Below are 17850 nucleotides of genomic sequence, written 5' to 3' on the forward strand. Positions count from 1 at the left end.
TCAGCCGTTGCCGGGCTGGCTGCCGGCTATGCTGGCCAGCAACTGGGACAGCGGGGCCAGCTGCTCCGCGCTGGCGCTGCCCAGCAATTCCTGGCCCAGCGCCTGCGCCGTCGCATCGGCGTGGATCAGCAGGGCTTGCCCCGCCTCGGTGATGACGGCATAGCCGACGCGGGCATCGCGCGCATCGGCCTGGCGCGCCACCAGGCCGATCTTTTCCAGCGGCAGCAGCGAGCGCGTGATGCCGGACGCCGTCAGCGCCAGGCGTTCGGCCAGGTCGATGCGGCGCAGGCGGCCGCCGGGCGCCCGCTGCAGGTGGTACAGCAATTGGTAATCGCTGAAACTGAGGCCATGCAGGTTGCCCAGGATGCTGTCGAAGCGGCGTACCAGCACGGCCTGGGCGCGCGCCAGGCGCAGGCAGAAGTCCAGCGCGACGGCGCCGTCCGGCGGCGGGAGAGGGTGATCCATCATGACGTCCTTTCAATTGGCTGCGCAGTGCTTGAGTGCGCAAGTGTAAAGCATGGCGGCTCAATACAGGGCATGGCCCCGCTCCTGCAGTTGTTCCAGGTGCAGTGCCAGCAGGGTGTCGAGCTCGGCGTCCGCATCGAAGGCGGGATCGTCGGGCACCGTGACGGCGTCGAGCAGATCAAAGCGGAAGGCCGCTTCGCCGTCGCGCCGCCAGTCCGCCTGCAGGCGGGCGTTGCGGTGCGTGCCCAGCGCGAGTTCGAAGCGGTGGCGGTTCAGCGCGCCAGGCGCGTTGCGGCTGCGTTCGAGCAGGGTGCGCCCGCTGGGCAGGTGCTGCAGCGCGATGATGCCCAGCGCGGGCGCTTGTTGCCGGTAAGCCGCTTTCAGGGCCGTTTGTCGTGTTTTATCCATGGTAGAACTTTCTCAAGGTGAAGATATCGAAGGGGTGCCGGCGATGCGGGGGATGTCCGTCCACAGGGCGGCAGCCACGGCGGCGGCCAGCAGCAGGGCGCCGCCCCCGCAGAACAGCTCGCCCACGCTCAGGTGGCGCAGCAGCGCGCCCGTGGCCGCCGCCGACAGCGGAGCCAGGCCCAGGAAGATGCCCATGAACAGCGCCATCGCCCGGCCCAGCATGGCGGGCGCCACGCGCCGCTGTATCCACGTAAAGATGGCCACCTGCACATAGCCGCCCAGCAACCCTGTCATGGCCAGCAGGGCCGCGCCGTGCCAGGCCGTGCTGATTTGTCCCAGCGCCATCAGCAGGCAAGCCACGACGGCGTCGGCGAGCAGCAGGGTGGCGCCGAAATGGCGGCGCAGCCAGGTGCCGCCCAGGCCGGACGCCAGCATGCCGGCCAGGGTGCCCGCGCCATGCGCACCCATCAGCAGGCCCAGCGCCGCGGCGCCGTGCAGGCGTTCGCTGGCCAGCACGGGCAAGGCCACTTGCAGCGGGCCCATGACGAAGAAGGCCACCACCGCCCAGTAGGCATAACAGCTGCGCAGGGGAAGGTCGCGCCACACCATGGCCAGGCCCGCCGCCATGTCGCGCCACATGCCCTGCGTTGCGGCTGCCGCTGCCAGCGGCCGCAGCTTGACTTGGCGCAAGGTCCAGGCGGAAAACACAAACGTCAGCGCATCGATGGCAAACGCGGCGGCCAGCGCCGCCATGGGGGTGTGCTGCCCGCCATCGCGGGCGCCCAGCACGAGCGCCGCCAGCAGGGGGCCGGCCAGCAGGGACAGCTGGCGTGTGCCCATCTGCAAGCCGTTGGCTTTTTGCAGCGTTTGCGGCGGCACGGCTTGCGGCAGGATGGCCGTGCCGGCGGGAATGGCGAAGGCGGAAGCGATGCCCAGCGCCAGCGCGGCCGCATACGCGAGCACCAGGCTGGCCTGGTCCAGCCACAGCAGTACCGCCAGCGCCAGCAGGATGGCGGCATTCGCATATTTGCTCAGCAGCAGCACGCGCCGGGGCGAATGGCGGTCGGCGATGGTGCCGCCCAGCAAAATCAGCACGGCGCGCGGGGCGCCCATCAGGGCCACGGCGATGCCCAGGCTGAGGCTATCGCCCGTCAGGCTCAGCACCAGCCAGGGCAGGGCCAGCATGCTGAACTGGTCGCCCAGCATGGAAACGAGGCCGCCGCCCAGCAGCCAGCGGAAGTTGGTATTGCGCAGCAAATCGGTGTCTGTAGCGGTTGGCATGTTCGTCTTGTTCCTGTTTTAAAATTGCATGGTAGTTGATAAAAGCTTGATCAGTCAAGTATATTGCCATTTATTGAGGCAGATCTGGCCGGCGCCGCGTGGGCCGCCAGCGCTTGCGTTATCATGGCGGCCATGACTGATACCACTGCCCCCACCCTGTACGAGACCATCGGCGGCGCCCCCGTGCTGCGCGAAATGGTCGACCGTTTTTATGATCTGATGGAGCTCGAAGCCGAGTTCGCCGGCATCCGCGTCATGCATCCTCCCTCGACGGATGGCTCGCGCGACAAGCTGTATTTCTTCCTGACGGGCTGGATGGGCGGCCCGGACTTGTATATCGAGAAATTCGGCCACCCGCGCCTGCGCGCCCGTCATTTGCCCTACGCCATCGGCACCAGCGAGCGCGACCAGTGGCTGCGCGCCATGGCCTGGGCCATGGAAGACACGGGCATCGAAGAGTCCTTGCGCGTGCGCCTGATGGAATCGTTCTATCAGACGGCCGACTGGATGCGCAACAAACCTGACTGATCCCATGAGCCCAATCGAGTTCTACAGCCTGCTGGGCGCCGCCATCGCCGCCATCGTTTTATTGATCTTGCTGCTGCTGCGCCCGCGTGGCGCGGCTGGCGATGGCGCCACCACGCTGGCCCTGGTGCAGCAGCACCAGCAGCAAAGCCTGGAACGCATCGACCGGGTCGAGCGCGAAGTGCGGCTGCAATTGCAGGCGTCGGCGCAAGCCACGCGGCAAGACCTGGCGGCCGGCCTGGCGCAATTCCAGGCGGCAACCCTGCAGCAGCTCGACAGCCTGCGCACGCAGATGCAGGCGCAGGGCAAGGTCGGGCGCGAGGAACAGGCGCAAAGCCTGGCGCGCTTCGCCGACAGCACGAATCAAACCTTGTCCCAGCTGACGGAATCGAATGCGCAGCGCATGCTGGAAGTGCGCGCCACGCTGGAGAACAAGATCCGCGACTTGCAGGCCGACAATGGCGCGCGCCTGGAAGAGATGCGCAAGACGGTCGACGAGAAACTGCACGCGACGCTGGAAACGCGGCTCAGTGCCTCGTTCCAGCAAGTGTCGGAGCGGCTGGAAAAAGTCCACCAGGGACTCGGCGAAATGCAGCAGCTGGCGCTGGGCGTGGGCGACTTGAAGCGGGTGCTCACCAATGTGAAGACGCGGGGAACGTGGGGCGAAGTGCAGCTGGAAATGCTGCTGGAGCAGGTACTCACTGTCGACCAGTATGCGAAGAACGTGGAAACGGTGCCGGGCAGCGGCGCGCGCGTGGAATTCGCCCTGAAACTGCCGGGTCTCTCCGATGGCGGGCCGCCCGTGTGGATGCCGATCGACGCGAAGTTCCCCAAGGAACAGTACGAGCGCCTGGTCGAGGCGGCCGAGCGGGCCGATGCCGACGGCGTGGCCCAGGCCGGACGCGAGCTGGAACGGGCCGTGCGGGGCGAGGCAAAGACCATCGCGGACAAATACCTGGCGCCGCCGCTGACGACGGATTTCGCCATTTTGTTTTTGCCCACGGAAGGCCTGTATGCGGAAGTGCTGCGCCGGCCGGGCCTGGCCGACGAATTGCAGCGCGTGCACCGGGTCAGCATCGCCGGGCCCTCCACTTTGACTGCCTTGCTCAACAGCCTGCAGATGGGTTTCCGCACCCTGGCGCTGGAAAAGCGCTCGTCCGAAGTGTGGCAGGTGCTGGGCGCCGTCAAGACGGAATTCGGCAAGTTCGGCGACGTGCTGTCGCAAACCCGGCTGACCCTGGAAAAAGCGGCGAAGAATATCGAAAGCGCGGAAGTGCGCAGCCGGCAGATGGCGCGCAAATTGAAATCCGTGGAAGCCTTGCCGGGCGAAGCGGCCGCCTTGCTGCTGGGTAAGGCGGACGGCGACGGCGAGTAGCGCGCCGTCTCAGGCCGGCCGTGCAGTACGGCGGCGCAGCGCGCTGTAAGCGATCAGCGCCAGTCCCGCCAGCAGCATGGCCCACGTTTGCGGTTCCGGCACGGCCGGCAGGACGGACAGGTCGGTGGGCGGCAGCGAGGGCCGGATGACGGGGGGGACATAGGACTCGATGATGCTGCTGCCGCGCGGTGGCGGTCCGCCGCCGTTGCGCCCCTCGCCGATGCCCGACGGCAGCAGCGTGTCGCCGCCCGTGCGCACGATGTCGAGGACCAGCACGGGCACGCTGGCCACCACGGCCGGCGGCACGCCCGTGAACGAGCCGCCATGCGCACCGGCGGGGTGTTCGATGACGGGCACGCCCGCCGGCGGTGGCGCTGCGGCCACTGGCGCAGTACCGCCCGGCGTGGCCCCGCCCGGCGCCGTGCCAGCAGCGCGCGGCCCGGCCGCCGCCTGCGTGATGCGGCTGACATTGCGGCACACGGTGGGCACGAGGATGCAGGCGCCCTGTACGCAGTACACGAGCCCCCTTTCCTGCATCTGCTCGCTCCAGCCTGCGCGCGTGACATTGCGGCAGACGCGGCCCGGCCCGAAATGCATGTCGCTGATGCGGGCATCGTAATTGCCCTTGCCGCGGATGGCGTCGCGGCTGATGACGACGATTTCATCGTACTGGCGCGCGCGCATGCGCGCCTTCAATGCTTCGCGCACCTGCGGCGCGATGTCCGGGTACCTGTCCACTGCGGCCACGACATCTCCCATGAACGGGTCGGCGCCCGGGCGGTTCCAGCTGCAATGTTCCAGCACGTCGGCCCGTGGGGCTCCTTTGGCATAGGCGGGCAGCGGCGCCAGGGACAACATGCCAAGCAGGCAAGCCGCTCCCAGCATGCCGGCGCCCGCGATCCATGAACGGTGTCTCATTATTAGTTTCCTCGTGAAAACAATATCAAAATTGAATTTTTATGTGAGTTTGGATGTTATCACCGAAGAAACTGTGGTATCAACAAATAAATAAAATTATTACAATTAGTGTTGTGTTTATTTATATGTTATTTAAAGAAATAATTAATATTTTTATCTCGATAGCGGGGTAGTTGCCGCGCAGGCAAATTGATTGCGAAGGGGCAATGCGAGCGGCCCGCGCTGGGCGGGCCGTCGTGGTGCTGGAGGAAGGATGTTGAGCGAACTGGCGCCGCAGCGCCGATCGCCTGTCGCGCTAGAAAGTGCCCCGGCAGGCAGGTGCGTCGAAGCGGGGATAGCCGATGGCCGGCAACTTGTGCAGCCAGGCGAGCATCATGGTGCGCGCAGCTTGTGCATCGCGCGGCTGGCCGTCACGCTGCAGGTCCGCGGCGAGCGTGGCCAGCTCGGTGCAGATGGGCTGCTTGCCAGCCTGCGCGGCCAGCAGCGATGCCAGCAGTTCAGGCAGCACGCCCGCCGCTGGCGCCGCCTGGCGCGTGGCGCGGTAGTGCTGCCAGTAGCGCCCGGCGGCATCGCCATCAAAGCTGGGGACGAAACCGAACGTGGCGTCGTCGTGGTGCAAGCGGTACACGGTGAGAAAGTAATGCGGACCCGTCAGCTCGCCTGGAAACAGGTCGCGCCGCAGGACGTCGACGGCCAGCGATCCGTCGCGCTCCACGCGCACGGCGCTGGGCGAATCGAACTGGTCCACGCTCGCCATGGCGGGCGAGTTGCCTTGCATGAAAATGATCTTTTGCGTGTAATGGCGCCCGCCCAGATGGCCGCACAGGGCCACATAGCTGTCGTTGAGGACGGTGACGGCCGCAATCGCGCCGCAGCCCGGCTGCAAGGGCGTGTTTTCCTGCCACGCGAGACCTTGATCGGCGGCGCGCACGATGCTGATGCGGCCCACGCTGGCGCCGTGCAAGTCGCCCGGTGCCGTTTCGATGCGCTCGTCGAAGCGCACCGTGTAGCCATTGCTGTGGACTTCGCCAGCGTACGCCGCCATGCCCGGCAGCAGGGCCAGCGCCAGAAGTAGATGTTTCATCAGGTCAATCCATGGAACAGCACGATATCGACCAGGTCGCCGGCCGCCACGTGGCCTTGCGCTTCATGCAGCACGATCATGCAATTGGCTTGCGTCATCGAGCGCAGGATGCCCGAGCCTTGTGCCCCCGTCACGCGCACGTGCTGGCGCCCGTCCGCACCGTGCTCGACGATGCCGCGCTGGTATTCCGTGCGGCCCCGTTTCTTGCGGATCGGGGCTTGCGCCGGCACTTGCAGCAGCGGCAGGCTGGACGCTTCCGCATCGGCGCCCATCAGGCGCAGCAGGGTGGGGCGGGCGAGGAAATAAAACGCCGCCATCACGGCCACGGGGTTGCCGGGCAGGCCCAGCAGCAAGGCCGTGTCGCCCTCGCTGGCAATCCGGCCAAAGGCCATGGGGCGGCCCGGACGCATGTTGATCTGCCAGAAGGCCACTTCGCCGAGGCGCGCCAGGATCTCGCGCGTAAAATCGGCCGCGCCGCTGGACACGCCGCCCGAGGTGATGATGACGTCGGCCGAGGCGCAGGCGCCGCGCAGGGCCGCTTCCAGCGCTTGCGGATTGTCCTTGACGATGCCCATGTCGAGTACCTCGCAGCCGAGGCGGGTCAGCATGCCCAGCAGGGTGTAGCGGTTGCTGTCGTAGATGCAGCCGGCATCGAGTGGTTCGCCGAGCGAGCGCAATTCGTCGCCCGTGGAAAAGAAGGCCACGCGCAGGCGGCGGCGCACGGGCACCGTGGCGATGCCCAGCGAGGCCAGCAGGCCCAGTTCCGCCGGACCGAGTATCTTGCCCAGCAGCAAGGCCGGTTTGCCCTGCATCAAGTCTTCGCCCTTGAAACGGCGGTTGTCGCCGGGGCGGATGCAGTCCGGCGCCAGTGTGATACTGGTTTCATTGGCTTGAAGCACCAGTTCCTGCGGCACCACGCTGTCGCAGCCGTCGGGCATGACGGCGCCCGTCATGATGCGCGCGCATTGGCCGCGTTGCACGGCCACCGTGCCGGGGCGGCCCGCCAGGATGGTGTCGACCACGGCCAAAGTCACTGGCGTGTCGCCGCCAATGTCAGCCCCGTGAAGCGCGTAGCCATCCATGGCGGAATTGTCGTGCGCGGGCACGCTGATGGGAGAAATGATGTCGGCTGCCAGGATGCGCTCGAACGCTTGCGGTAACGGCAATTCCTCGATCCCGGCGACGGGCGCGACGGTGCCGGCCAGGATCGCTTGCGCCATCGGCACGCTCAATCCGCGCGCCTGCAGGGCGGCCAGCTCGTCCGGCGTATTGATGTTGCCGAACGCGCCGTCATCGTCGAACAGCACTTCGGCCAGCTTCAGGGGGCCGTGCCAGGTGCGCATGCGGCGTTCGCCGCCGCGCAGGTAGGCATCGAGCTGGGACAGGGCCGATGTTTTCACCAGGCAAAAGACGGGATGGGGGCGGCGCACGGTCGATCCCGTCGCTGGATCGAGCTCCTCGGTGACGGCGATGGCCAGGTCGGCGTCGTTGTCGACCAGGCCGGCGGCCAGGCGCGCTGCCAGGTCGGGCGGCAGCAGGGGCGAATCGCATGGCACGGTCAGCAGGTAGGGCGTGCCGGCGTGCCGCATGCCGCTGTGCAAGCCGGCCAGCGGGCCCAGCTGGCCCGGCAGCGCGTCGGGCCACACGGGCAAGCCGAAGCGCGCGTAATCGCCGGCATCGGCGTGGACGCTGATGGCCAGCTGGCCCACTTGCGGCGCCAGGCGCTGCAGCACGTGGCGCGCCAGGGGCTGGCCGTGCAGGGGCAGCATGCCCTTGTCGCGCTGGCCCATGCGCGTGCCGAGGCCGCCGGCCAGGATCAGGCCGGTAATGTCGTGTTTGTTGATCATGTCAGGTAGAAAAATGGGTGCATGCGCCATGGTAGCAGCGGCGGGCATGCGCCGCGCCCGATTCAGCCGCCGATGTACGACATTTCCACTTTCTTTTTACCGTGCTCAAGCGCGCCGCCCGTCAAATCCGTCTGGCTGGTGCGCAATTGCGAATAACGGTCGCCGCGGCCGCGCCACAGCTGGGCCACGGCCGAGGAAATTTCCGCGTCGCTATGGCCGCCGCGCAGCAGGCTGCGCAAGTCGTGGCCGCTGCTGGCGAACAAACACGTGTACAGCTTGCCCTCGGTCGAGAGGCGGGCGCGGCTGCAGTCGCTGCAGAACGCTTGCGTGACGCTGGAAATGAGGCCGATTTCGCCGCCGCCGTCCATGTAGCGCCAGCGCGCCGCCGTCTCGCCCGTGTAGTTGGGGTCGATGGGCAGCAAGGGCATGTGCGCGGCGATGCGGCGCACGACCTCGGCGGACGGGATGACTTCCTGCAAGTTCCAGCCGTTCGAGGCGCCCACGTCCATGTATTCGATGAAGCGCAGGATGTAGGGCGTGCCCTTGAAGTGGCGCGCCATGGGCACGATTTCCTGCTCGTTCATGCCGGCCTTGACGACCATATTGATCTTGATCGGGCCCAGTCCTGCCTGGTGCGCCGCATCGATGCCGTGCAGCACGTCGGCCACGGCGAAATCGACGTCGTTCATGCGCTTGAAGGTGGCGTCGTCGAGCGAATCGAGCGAGACGGTGACGCGGTTCAGGCCCGCGTCCTTGAGCGCTTGCGCCTTTCTGGCGAGCAAGGAACCGTTGGTCGTCAGGGTCAGGTCCAGCGGCCGGCCCGACGGCGTGCGCAGGGCGGCCAGCATGGCGATGAGCTTTTCGATATTCTTGCGCAGCAGCGGTTCGCCGCCCGTCAGGCGGATCTTTTCCACGCCGTGCGCGACGAACAGGCGCGCGATGCGCGTGATTTCCTCGAAGGACAGCAAATCCGTGTGCGGCAGATACACGTGGTTCTTGTCGAACACGTCTTTCGGCATGCAATACACGCAACGGAAATTGCAGCGGTCGGTAATCGAGATGCGCAAGTCATGCAGGGGCCGGCCCAGGCTGTCGGCCACGCTGCCGCTGGGGCTTTCCAGCCGCGCGGGGATCGCCGGTGCCCCATTGCGGGCTTCGGCGAGGTAGATAATCTTGTCAGCCATGAAAGGTGATACCACTTACGTTAAGTCGTTCAAGGCAGATACGATAGCACGAGGCCGAAGATGGCACAGGCGAGCAGCAATTTGATGGTTCCCACTTGAAACCTGATCAGCGCCACGCCGGCCGCCAGCGCGATGGCAATCGCCAGCCAGTCCCAGTGCGGCAGCGGGTTTGCTTGCCAGAAGACGTGGCGGCCAAAGAACAGCGCCAGGCTGGCGATGACGCCCACCACGGCCGCCGAGATGGCGCTCAGGGGCGCGCTCAGGCGCAAATTGCCGCGCGACGCTTCCACCAGCGGCGCGCCGGCCAGGATGAAGATGAACGAGGGCAGGAAAGTGAACCAGCTGGCGACGAGCGCGCCGCACACGCCCGCCAGCCACAGGTTGCCGCCCAGCACGGCGTGGCTCCAGCCGCCGACAAAGCCGATGAAGGCGACGATCATGATCAGGGGGCCGGGCGTCGTTTCGCCCAGGGCCAGGCCATCCATCATCTGCGCGCTCGTGATCCAGTGGTAATGGTCGGCGGCGCCCTGCACCAGGTAGGGCAGCACGGCATACGCGCCGCCGAACGTCAGCAGGGCCGCCTTGCTGAAAAACACGCCCATCTGCGCCAGCGGCTGGTCCGCGCCGCCCGCCAGCGCCAGGCCCAGCCAGGCGAGGAAGGCCAGCGCCAGGCCCACGGCGGCCGTGCCAAGCAGGCGCGGCCATTTGAACTGCGCGTGCTCCGGCGTGGGCGTGTCGTCATCGATCAGGGCGGGGCCGTAGCGGGCCGCGCCGCCATGTTGCGTGCCGCCGGCCTGGAAATGGGCCGGCAGCCAGCGCCCGCCCGCCATGCCCAGCAGGGCGGCAGCGAGCACGATCAAGGGAAATGGCAGCCGTAGCACGGCGATGGCGGCAAATGCCGCCGCCGCGATGGCCATCAGGGCGGGGCTGCGCAAGGTGCGCCGGCCCAGGCGCCAGGCGGCCGCCAGCACGATGGCGACGACGGCCGGCTTGATGCCGTACAGGATGCCGGCGATGGCGGCCACGTGGCCATACGCCATGTACAGCCAGGACAGGACGATCAGCACCAGCAGCGAGGGCAGTAAAAACAGCAGGCCCGCCACCAGCGCGCCGCGCGTGCGGTGCAGCAGCCAGCCGATGTAGATGGCCAGCTGGGTCGCTTCCGGCCCCGGCAGCAGCATGCAGTAATTGAGGGCGTGCAGGAAACGCTGCTCGGAAATCCAGCGCCGCTTTTCCACCAGTTCCGCATGCATCATGGCGATTTGCCCGGCCGGGCCGCCAAAGCTGACGCAGCCCAGCTTGAGCCAGTACCAGAAGGCGCTGCGCAGGCTGACGGGGTCGGGAGGGGGCAGGTTGGCGTTGTCGTGCATGGCGGCTGGCTGGCAAAGGTGAGGACGTAAAAAAGGGGAAGCCTGAGCTCCCCCTTTCATCATTGGCGGCTGGGCGAACCCGGCGCGCTTATGGACGCTGCGTGTTGACCTGGATCAACGGCTCATCCGATTGCGGCGGCAATGGCTTGCGTTCGCGCGGCTTGCGAACCGGAGCGACTGCCTTGGCGGCCGCTTCCTGCGCCAGGCGCAGTTTTTCCGGATCGGTGGCAGCCAGGGTCAGGCCGGCCGAGCCGAGCACCGCGTTCAAGTCCAGCGGCGCGGCCACTGGTGCTGGAGCGGGAGCGACGGCAGGCGCTGGGGCAGGAGCAGGAGCAGCGACAGGGGCTGGCGCCGGTGCGGCAGCCACGGCAGCGGCTTCCACGACGGCAGGTGCTGCCTCAGCGGCTGGTGCCGGTGCGTCCTCGATCACGGCGATGGCTTCCACCAGCGGTGCAGCTTCCACCACCGGTGCGGCTTCCACGACGGCAACAGGCACGGCTTCGACGATGATTTCCGCTGGAGCTGGAGCTGGTGCAGCTTCCGCTTTCTCGGCAAAGCTGTACTCGGCAGCAGGTGCTGGTTCGGCAGCGGCTGGTTCAGCTTGCGCTGCAGCAACGACGGCCTCGACAGGGGCTTGCGGCACGATCGCTTCAGCAGCTGGCGCGGCTTCAGCGGCAGGAGCGGCTTCTTCGACCTTGGCCACTTCCAGCACTTCGACTACTTCGACCACTTCCACGGCGGCAGCTTCCACCGGCGCAGCGACGGCGACGACAGCGGCGGCAGCCACGACGGCGACCGGGCTAGCATCAGCGGCGGCTTCCGGCGCCGGAGCGACCGTAAAGCTGATCACTGGCGCGTCCTGGCCTTCGTTCTCGCCGTTTGCCGATTCGATCAGCTCGCCCGTTTCACGGTCGCGGCGGTTGCGGTTGCGGCCACCACGACGGCGGCGGCGGCGCGGTTCTTCGCCTTCCACGTCGCTTTCCGTCTCTTCGCCTTCAGGGCCCGCATTCGCCGGTGCTTTCAGCAAGCTCGTTGGCGCGGCGTCGGATTCCGGGCCGTTCGATGCCACGACGACATTCACCGCGCTGGCGCTGGCGCCAACCAGGGCCAGTTCGTCAGCTTTCACTTCAGCAACAACAGCCTTGTCGGCGCGTGGTTCGCGGCCTTCGCGTGGCTGGCGTGGCGGACGCTCGGCGCGTTCCGGGCGCTCGGCGCGCTCAGGACGTTCCGCGCGTTCAGGACGTTCGCCCCGTTCGCGTGGCGCTGCCGTTGCATCGCCAGCTTCGCGCGCTTCACGCGGTTCGCGTGGCGGACGCGGCGGGCGTGGCGGACGGGCTGCCTTTTCCAGTGCTTCCGCTTCTTTCGCTGCATCGTCCTGGGCTGGACGGCCCTGGCCTGGTTCGCGCTCTTCGCGGCCAGGCTTGCCGTTGCGGCCACGGCCACGCGGGCCACGGCTGTTGCGGTCGCCGCGGTCGGTGCCGGCCGGCTTGGCCGGTGCGACTGGGGCGGGCGCTGGCGCCACCGGTGCCGGGGCGCCGGTGAAGAAGCTGATGATCTTGGCGATCAGGCCTTGCGGTGCGGCAGGCGCGGCCACCGGAGCCGGTTTCGCTTCGACGGGCTTGCGCTCGACCAGCGGTGCCGGCTGGTCAGGGGTGATCGTCTTGACGACGGCTTCCTGGCGCGGCTTGGCTTCTTCCTTCTGGCGCTTGCTGTACGCCATGTCGGTTTCAGCGCTTTCGGCCAGGTTGTAGCTGGCCTGGCTGTCTTCCAGACGCGGATCGTCGTGCTTGATGCGTTCCAGCTTGTAGTGCGGCGTTTCCAGATGCTTGTTCGGGATCAGGATCACGGCGATGCGGTGGCGGTTCTCGATTTTGAGTACTTCGCCGCGCTTTTCGTTCAGCAGGAAGGCGCCCACGTCCACGGGTACTTGCACGTGGATGGTGGCCGAGTTTTCCTTCATCGCTTCTTCCTGGATGATGCGCAGCACCTGCAGGGCGGACGATTCCGTATCGCGGATGTGGCCGGTGCCGGAGCAGCGCGGGCACGTCACGTGCGAGCCTTCGGACAGCGAAGGGCGCAGGCGCTGGCGCGACAGTTCCATCAGGCCGAAGCGGGAAATCTTGCCCATTTGTACACGGGCACGGTCATGGTGCAGCGCATCTTTCAGGCGCTGTTCCACTTCGCGTTGATTTTTTGCCACTTCCATGTCGATGAAGTCGATGACGATCAGGCCGCCCAAATCGCGCAAACGCAGCTGGCGGGCTACTTCTTCGGCCGCTTCGCAGTTGGTGTTGAAGGCGGTCGTCTCGATGTCCGAACCGCGCGTGGCGCGGGCCGAGTTGACGTCGACGGAAACCAGCGCTTCGGTATGGTCGATGACGATGGCGCCGCCCGATGGCAGCGGCACGGTGCGGCTGTACGCCGTTTCAATCTGATGTTCGATCTGGAAGCGCGAGAACAGCGGCACGTCGTCGCTGTAGCGTTTTACGCGGTGCACCATGTCGGGCATCACGTGGCTCATGAACTGGTGCGCCTGGTCGTAGATCTCGTCGGTGTCGATCAGGATCTCGCCGATGTCGGGCTGGAAGTAGTCGCGGATGGCGCGGATGACGAGCGACGATTCCTGGTAGATCAGGAAGGCGCCGTTGGCCGACTTGCCGGCGCCTTCGATGGCGCGCCACAGTTGCATCAGGTAATTCAAGTCCCACTGCAGTTCATCGACGTTGCGGCCGATGCCGGCGGTGCGGGCAATGACGGACATGCCAGCAGGCAAGTCCAGTTTATCCATGGTTTCGCGCAATTCCTGGCGCTCTTCCCCTTCCACGCGGCGCGATACGCCACCGCCACGCGGGTTGTTCGGCATCAATACCAGGTAGCGGCCGGCCAGCGAGACGAACGAGGTCAGGGCGGCGCCCTTGTTGCCGCGCTCTTCCTTTTCCACCTGCACCATGATTTCCTGGCCTTCGCGCAGCGCTTCCTTGACGGACGCATTGCGCACGTCGACGCCTTCGCGGAAATACGTGCGGGCAACTTCCTTGAAGGGCAGGAAGCCGTGGCGGTCTTCGCCATAGCTGACGAAGCACGCTTCGAGCGAAGGCTCGATGCGCGTGATCACGCCCTTGTAGATGTTGGATTTGCGCTGTTCGCGCCCGGCTGTCTCGATATCGATGTCGATCAGTTTTTGTCCGTCGACAATCGCTACGCGCAGTTCTTCTTGCTGCGTGGCATTAAACAACATGCGTTTCATTTTTATAACTCCGCGACCCGTAGGCCATCTCAAAGCCGCTTCCGGGGAAGCGGCGAAAGTACAGGGATATATGCGAGAACGGGAGTGCTGGCGGGGGAAATGCCAGGCGTGCGGAGCAACAACGCGTACGAGATATGCGTTACGGCCGCAACAGGCGCGGTGAGGTCAATCGTCATGCCGAGTGCACAGGACACTTGCAACTCATCTGAAACAGCCCGGATGAGAATGAACTGCATCGGGGGCAGAGAATGCAAGTGGTCAGCAAATTCAGAGCCAAAATCGTTAGCCGGCTCATTACAGGGATCGCGATGGCGAGGCTTGGCCTCAGCCTATCATCGACAACCCTCAGTATTTGGCCACATACGGGGTTTGGCGAAAACGGCAAGCGTTATCAACTTCATCAACCCGCGAGCCCGACTCGATAAGTCGCGCTAACGGGTACTTATCCTTATAATCCCACACTCACTTCAGCATCTCCACGCCTTATCCGATTACAACTACGGTGCAACCTTGATTCGCGCAGGGATGGTGCATATACATTTTTTTCCACCGAATTTGCAATTTGGCGAGGCCGGTGGAGACGCCCCTGTGTAAAATGTGCTTTTATTCTTACACTCGCAGCAGCCAGGGCCGCAGCAAAAACAATTATATATTCAAAATGAAGGACTTAGAGAGATTTCTGGGAAGACATAGTAAATGAAGAGTCAAAATGATGTTGTTCCCCCTTCAACACCCCCGGTTCAGCCGCAAGCCCAATTCGTAACGATCGCCGAGGAAGAAGCAGGCCAGCGCATCGACAACTACTTATTAAGAGTGTGCAAGGGAGTGCCTAAAAGCCACATCTACCGGATCTTGCGATCGGGAGAAGTGCGGGTAAATAAAGGCCGTATCGATCAGCTGTACCGTCTCGCCGCCGGCGACGTGGTGCGCATTCCACCCGTGCGCGTGGCCGAAAAGGCGCCCACGGGCGCGCCGGCCGCCGAATTCAAGATTATTTTCGAGGATGCGCAGCTGCTCGTCATCGACAAGCCGGCCGGCGTGGCCGTGCACGGCGGCTCGGGCGTCTCGTTCGGCGTGATCGAGCAATTGCGCGCCTCGCGCCCCGACGCCAAGTTTTTGGAACTGGTGCACCGCCTGGACCGCGACACGTCCGGCTTGCTGTTGCTGGCAAAGAAACGTTCGGCGTTGACGAATTTGCACGAGCAGATGCGCGACGGCGTCACCGACAAGCGCTACCTGGTGCTGGTGGCCGGCGACTGGAAGAATGCGCGCCAGCATATCAAGTTGCCATTGCATAAATATACGACGGCAGAAGGCGAGCGCCGGGTGGCCGTACAGGCCGATGGCCTGGCCTCGCACACGGTATTTTCACTGTTGCATAAATATCACAACTTCGCCTTGCTGGAAGCGGAATTGAAGACGGGACGCACGCACCAGATCCGCGTGCACCTGTCTTCGTCCGGTTTCCCCATCGCCGGCGACGATAAATATGGCGACTTTGCCCTCAACCGTGCCCTGTTGAAGGCCGACAGCACGCGCGGCGCCCTGAAGCGCATGTTCCTGCATGCGCACCAGATCACGTTTACGCATCCGGAAACGGGCAAGACGATGACCCTGAACGCACCGCTGGCTGCCGAATGCGAGCGTTTCTTGGTAAGCTTGGGCAAACCATTGGCCGTTGCCGCGCGATAGTTATCAAACGCGTGCGGGGATGCTACCCACAAGGTAGTCAGTCGCCATCATTCATTCTCAAGGAGCCGGCGGCGTTGTCGTCGGAAAACATGGCAAGAAAGCAATTTGATCTGATCGTCTTCGATTGGGACGGCACCCTGATAGACAGTACCTCGACCATCGTCAAGTGCATCCAGGCTTCGGCCAAAGACCTGGGCTTGCCTGTTCCCACCGAGTTGCAGGCCTCGCACGTGATCGGCCTGGGCTTGCAGGAAGCCATGCAGCTGGCGATGCCCGATGTGGAGCCGAAATTCCATGCGCGCATGGCCGAGCGCTACCGTTATCACTATCTGTCGCGCGACCATGAGCTGGCCCTGTTTCCGGGCGTGCATGAAATGCTGCTGGAACTCTCGCAGCAGGGGTACTTCCTTGCCGTCGCCACGGGCAAGAGCCGCGTCGGCCTGAACCGGTCGCTGAATGCCGTCAAGCTGCTGTCCCTGTTCGATGCGACGCGCTGCGCCGATGAAACGTTTTCCAAGCCCCATCCGGCCATGCTGCAGGAGCTGACGCGCGAACTGGGCCAGGACATGCGCCGCACCGTGATGATCGGCGACACCAGTCATGATTTATTGATGGCAAGCAATGCAGGCGCGGCGGGTATTGCCGTAGAGTATGGAGCGCATCCCGTCGAGCAGTTGCAGGCTTGCAATCCCCTGTATTCGGCCGCCACGGTGGCCGATCTGCACCAATGGCTGAGCGAGCACGCATGATGAGCGAAGTTGTCGAAGTATTCATTTGCGCCGCCGACGCCGTGGCCGATGGCGGCAAGGGCGTGCGCTTTCCCGTCTCGGCCGGCGGCGAAGCGACGACGGGCTTTGTCGTGCGCCACGGCGGCAAGGCGTATGGCTACCTGAACCGCTGCGCCCACGTGCCGATCGAGCTGGACTGGGCTGAAGGCGAGTTTTTCGAGTCCAGCGGCTTGTACCTGATGTGTTCGACGCATGGCGCCATCTATGTGCCGGAAAGCGGCTACTGCGCCGGCGGTCCCTGCAAGGGCGGCCGCTTGCGCCCGATACCCGTGACCGAGCGCGACGGCCAGCTGTACTGGCAGCCAGATGACTATGTCCAGCCGCTGCCGGCCTGAAGCCGGCACAGGCCTTCCGTAAATTAAGCAAAGTGAACCATGAGCGATAACACGAATGACAAGCTGGACAGCAGCGCGCCGGCCGCCGGCCACGGTGCCCCTGCGGGGAACTGGGAGCGCGACGTGCTGGAAAAGCTGGTATTTGCCACTCTGCAAGAACAACGCGCGCACCGCCGCTGGAGCATCTTTTTCAAGGTCTTCGGCCTGCTGATCGTGCTGTTCGCCCTGTGGGTGTTTTATGACTACAACACGGCCGACGACAGCGAAACCCTGGGCCGCCACACGGCCCTGATCGACATCAGCGGCGCCATCGAATCCGAAGGCAGCGGCTCGGCCGCCGTCGTCATCCCCGCGCTGGACAAGGCGTTTTCCGATGCTGGTTCCGTGGCCGTGGTGCTGCATATTAATAGTCCGGGCGGCAGTCCCGTGCAGGCGGGCATGATCGTCGACGAGATACAGCGCCTGCGCAAGGGCTATCCGGACAAGCCCTTATATGTGGTGGTCGATGAAATGTGCGCCTCGGGCGGCTACTACATCGCCGCCGCCGCCGACCGCATCTACGTCAACAAGGCCAGCGTGGTCGGTTCCATCGGCGTGCTGATGGATGGCTTCGGCTTCACGGGCGTGATGGAAAAGGTGGGCGTCGAGCGGCGTCTGCTGACGGCGGGCGAGAACAAGGGCTTCATGGATCCGTTCAGTCCCCTGACGGACAAGCACAAGGCGTATGCGCAAGGCATGCTCAATGAAATCCACCAGCAATTCATCGACGTGGTGCGCACGGGACGGGGCAAGCGCCTGAAGGAAACGGCCGATACCTTCTCGGGCCTGTACTGGACGGGCGCGAAAGCCGTGGAAATGGGCCTGGCCGACGATTTCGGCACGGTCGACAGCGTGGCGCGCGACGTCGTCAAGGCGGAAGACATCGTCGACTACACGCAGCATGAAGGCTTGCCGGAACGGGTGCTGAAGAAATTTGGCGCCGCCATGGGCGCGGGGGCCATGAAGGCGGCCGTGCAGCAGTCGCAACCGGCGTTGCGCTGAGGACATGACACTTGACTGGCAGGCAAGCCAGTCGAGAATGATTTTCAATAAGGTGGTAAATTGGCTTGAAAATGGGGCTGCTTGGGCTATAGTGAAAGCGTAGTTCTTTTCAAGGAGGGGCGATATATCAACTATGTTGTCAGTACTAACTTGATTGGCAGGTCTTGGAACTACTTGCCGCATCGCAGATGTGGTTTTGAGTGAATTTACATTCCTCACTAAAGTCCCGATGGGGCTTGGGAACGGCGGCGCAATGCCGCCGTTTCCTTTTGTGCATCGTCGTTTGTGCA

General features: G+C 64.9%; 15 protein-coding genes. 6 read left to right on the forward strand and 9 right to left on the reverse strand.

What is annotated here, in order from left to right:
* The 3 genes from AC07X6_RS20335 to AC07X6_RS20345 are packed head-to-tail and all read right to left on the reverse strand — an operon-like array spanning position 1 to position 2154.
* A complete protein-coding gene (locus AC07X6_RS20335) occupies positions 1-465 on the reverse strand; it encodes a MarR family winged helix-turn-helix transcriptional regulator (RefSeq protein WP_230539709.1) in 465 nt (154 codons plus the stop codon).
* 60 nt (positions 466-525) lie between these two features.
* Positions 526-873 (reverse strand): GIY-YIG nuclease family protein, encoded by a 348-nt coding sequence (locus AC07X6_RS20340; RefSeq protein ID WP_494792165.1) that lies wholly within the window; start codon positions 871-873, stop codon positions 526-528.
* A gap of 12 nt (positions 874-885) precedes the next feature.
* Positions 886-2154 (reverse strand): MFS transporter, encoded by a 1269-nt coding sequence (locus tag AC07X6_RS20345; RefSeq protein WP_494792166.1) that lies wholly within the window; start codon positions 2152-2154, stop codon positions 886-888.
* A 132-nt stretch (positions 2155-2286) separates the two neighbouring features.
* Between AC07X6_RS20345 and AC07X6_RS20350 the strand changes: the two genes are divergently transcribed.
* The gene (locus tag AC07X6_RS20350; RefSeq protein ID WP_034785429.1) at positions 2287-2682 is read left to right on the forward strand and encodes a group II truncated hemoglobin; all 396 of its coding nucleotides are present in this window, start codon (positions 2287-2289) and stop codon (positions 2680-2682) included.
* 4 nt (positions 2683-2686) lie between these two features.
* Complete coding sequence (locus tag AC07X6_RS20355) at positions 2687-4054, forward strand: DNA recombination protein RmuC (RefSeq protein ID WP_474292490.1); 1368 nt, start codon at positions 2687-2689, stop codon at positions 4052-4054.
* A gap of 9 nt (positions 4055-4063) precedes the next feature.
* Here AC07X6_RS20355 and AC07X6_RS20360 read toward each other — a convergent pair whose 3' ends face one another.
* The 6 genes from AC07X6_RS20360 to AC07X6_RS20385 all read right to left on the reverse strand — a co-directional run bounded on the left by AC07X6_RS20360 (position 4064) and on the right by AC07X6_RS20385 (position 13704).
* A complete protein-coding gene (locus AC07X6_RS20360) occupies positions 4064-4972 on the reverse strand; it encodes an MHFG family PEP-CTERM protein (protein ID WP_494792167.1) in 909 nt (302 codons plus the stop codon).
* Positions 4973-5267: 295 nt separating this feature from the next.
* The gene (locus tag AC07X6_RS20365; RefSeq protein ID WP_494792168.1) at positions 5268-6056 is read right to left on the reverse strand and encodes a hypothetical protein; all 789 of its coding nucleotides are present in this window, start codon (positions 6054-6056) and stop codon (positions 5268-5270) included.
* Positions 6056-7903, reverse strand: coding sequence for a molybdopterin molybdotransferase MoeA (gene moeA / locus AC07X6_RS20370; RefSeq protein WP_494792169.1), 1848 nt, complete (start codon positions 7901-7903; stop codon positions 6056-6058). The genes AC07X6_RS20365 and moeA overlap by 1 nt, the downstream gene beginning before the upstream one ends.
* Positions 7904-7965: 62 nt before the next feature.
* Positions 7966-9087 (reverse strand): GTP 3',8-cyclase MoaA, encoded by a 1122-nt coding sequence (gene moaA / locus AC07X6_RS20375; protein ID WP_494792170.1) that lies wholly within the window; start codon positions 9085-9087, stop codon positions 7966-7968.
* A gap of 29 nt (positions 9088-9116) precedes the next feature.
* Positions 9117-10457, reverse strand: coding sequence for a chromate efflux transporter (gene chrA, locus AC07X6_RS20380; RefSeq protein ID WP_494792171.1), 1341 nt, complete (start codon positions 10455-10457; stop codon positions 9117-9119).
* An 88-nt stretch (positions 10458-10545) separates the two neighbouring features.
* The gene (locus AC07X6_RS20385) at positions 10546-13704 is read right to left on the reverse strand and encodes an Rne/Rng family ribonuclease (protein ID WP_494792172.1); all 3159 of its coding nucleotides are present in this window, start codon (positions 13702-13704) and stop codon (positions 10546-10548) included.
* Between the two features lie 696 nt (positions 13705-14400).
* On the opposite strand from AC07X6_RS20385, the gene AC07X6_RS20390 reads away from it, so the two are divergent.
* From AC07X6_RS20390 to AC07X6_RS20405, 4 genes are all read left to right on the forward strand, one after another.
* Positions 14401-15396 (forward strand): RluA family pseudouridine synthase, encoded by a 996-nt coding sequence (locus tag AC07X6_RS20390; protein ID WP_034785281.1) that lies wholly within the window; start codon positions 14401-14403, stop codon positions 15394-15396.
* 89 nt (positions 15397-15485) lie between these two features.
* Positions 15486-16145: an HAD-IIIA family hydrolase gene (locus AC07X6_RS20395; protein WP_474292481.1), complete on the forward strand. Its 660-nt coding sequence runs from the start codon at positions 15486-15488 to the stop codon at positions 16143-16145.
* On the forward strand, positions 16142-16519 hold the full coding sequence (locus AC07X6_RS20400) for a Rieske (2Fe-2S) protein (RefSeq protein WP_494792173.1): 378 nt from the start codon (positions 16142-16144) through the stop codon (positions 16517-16519). Before AC07X6_RS20395 ends, AC07X6_RS20400 begins: the two co-directional genes overlap by 4 nt.
* A 39-nt stretch (positions 16520-16558) precedes the next feature.
* Positions 16559-17560, forward strand: a complete 1002-nt coding sequence (locus tag AC07X6_RS20405) for a S49 family peptidase (RefSeq protein ID WP_494792174.1) — start codon at positions 16559-16561, stop codon at positions 17558-17560.
* Positions 17561-17850: the final 290 nt, after the last annotated feature.

The organism is Janthinobacterium sp. GW460-12-1-14-LB5 (genome assembly GCF_059423585.1).